Source organism: Pontimicrobium sp. MEBiC01747 (genome assembly GCF_053601635.1).
The window spans coordinates 1-1,434 of sequence record NZ_JBSHNS010000256.1 but is presented as its reverse complement, the minus strand read 5'-3'; the positions used below and the strand labels follow the sequence as shown (position 1 = coordinate 1,434).

1 protein-coding gene and 2 pseudogenes are annotated in these 1,434 nt (G+C 31.2%); 1 reads left to right on the top strand and 2 read right to left on the bottom strand.

Features of this window, described 5'->3' with window-relative positions; genetic code table 11:
- Positions 1 to 361 (top strand): annotated as a pseudogene (locus tag ACVC2P_RS08170) (tryptophan--tRNA ligase); the annotation flags it as partial.
- Between the two features lie 51 nt (positions 362 to 412).
- On the opposite strand, the pseudogene ACVC2P_RS08165 reads toward ACVC2P_RS08170, so the two are convergent.
- Together ACVC2P_RS08165 and ACVC2P_RS08160 are read right to left on the bottom strand one after the other, a co-directional pair.
- Positions 413 to 1,012: pseudogene (locus ACVC2P_RS08165) on the bottom strand (DNA-processing protein DprA); the annotation flags it as partial.
- Positions 1,003 to 1,434: hypothetical protein (locus tag ACVC2P_RS08160; RefSeq protein WP_452597984.1), on the bottom strand; the 432-nt coding region annotated here is incomplete at its 5' end. The gene ACVC2P_RS08160 and the pseudogene ACVC2P_RS08165, both read right to left, overlap by 10 nt.

Below are 1,434 nucleotides of genomic sequence, written 5' to 3'. Positions count from 1 at the left end.
ATTTTTACCTGAAAAGAAACTACGTAAACAAATAATGAGTATTGAAACAGATAGTACTCCGTTAGAAGATCCTAAAGATTGGAAAACATGTAATTGTTTTGCTATATATAAATTGTTAGCTTCGGAAGAAGAAATAAATGCTATGAAAGCCAATTACGAAAATGGTAATTATGGTTATGGTCATGCGAAACAAGCCCTATTTGAGCTTATTTTAAAAACTTTTGAAACACAGCGTGAGCGTTATGATTATTATATGAATAATCTTAATGCTATTGACGATGCTTTAGCTAAAGGTGCTGAAAAGGCTACTGTAGTTGCTAATGATGTTTTAAAACGTGTTAGAGCTAAGGTTGGTTATTAAAGACGTTCACTTATATAAAAAAGAATCCTACTTAACAGTAGGATTCTTTTATTAAACAACCTCAAACAATTTCCCTGGTAAAGGCCTTACTACACCTTTCAACTCCATGTTTAGCAACAAGCCTGCAAGTTTATAAATGGGTATATTACAGTGTAATGCTATAATATCTAACATTTGTTTTTCATTATTTTTAAGGTAATTATATACTACTTTTTCATTATCTTCTAACTCTACAAATAATTGCTTCTGTATTATTGGTTGTTTTAAATCTTCTAACTGCCAGTTTAATAAATATGGTACATCTAAAGGGGTTGATAATAAATGTGCTTTTTGTTGTTTAATTAAATTATTACAACCTATACTTTGAGAATCTGTTGTTCGGCCAGGAACAGCAAACACATCTCTGTTGTATGAGTTAGCAATGTCGGCTGTTACTAAGCTACCGCCTTTTTCTGCAGATTCTATTACAATTGTTGCTTCACTAATGCCTGCAATGATGCGATTTCGTTTTAAAAAATTATTCCTATCGAAAGCATCTGTACTCCAAAAATCTGTAAAAAAGCCACCATTACGTTCTACTTCTACCATATACTTTTTATGTACTTTAGGATAGATTTGATTTAAGCCATGAGCCAAACATCCTACTGGTTGTGTTGCCCATTTGGACTGCTTTCTAAAAAAGACGGCATAAGCCCGTCTGGTATGAGTTTATAAAGGTTTATTGATATGTCTTGAGTGCCTACAATGATCTTTTCTGTTACGGTTTCAATAACATTTCGCTTCTTATCTCTATGTAAACTGCTCCAATTTTTATACATATTTTTCGCCTCGAAAATTAAATTATTACCTGTTTTTTCTTGTGTATCAAATGCTAAAATATCCATTTCTAATTCTGAAATGCTTTGTTCTAATTGTTGTAACTGTTCGTAGGGTTTCGTATGATATGAATTAAAAGCTTCAGTTTTAATTTGACCTTGGAGATGTAAATCAAGAAGTTTTTGAATTTTGGTATTTACTTTCTCTTTTTCTTTAATTAAAGTTTGTCGTTGTTGTTTTTTGGAGACAAGATTTGT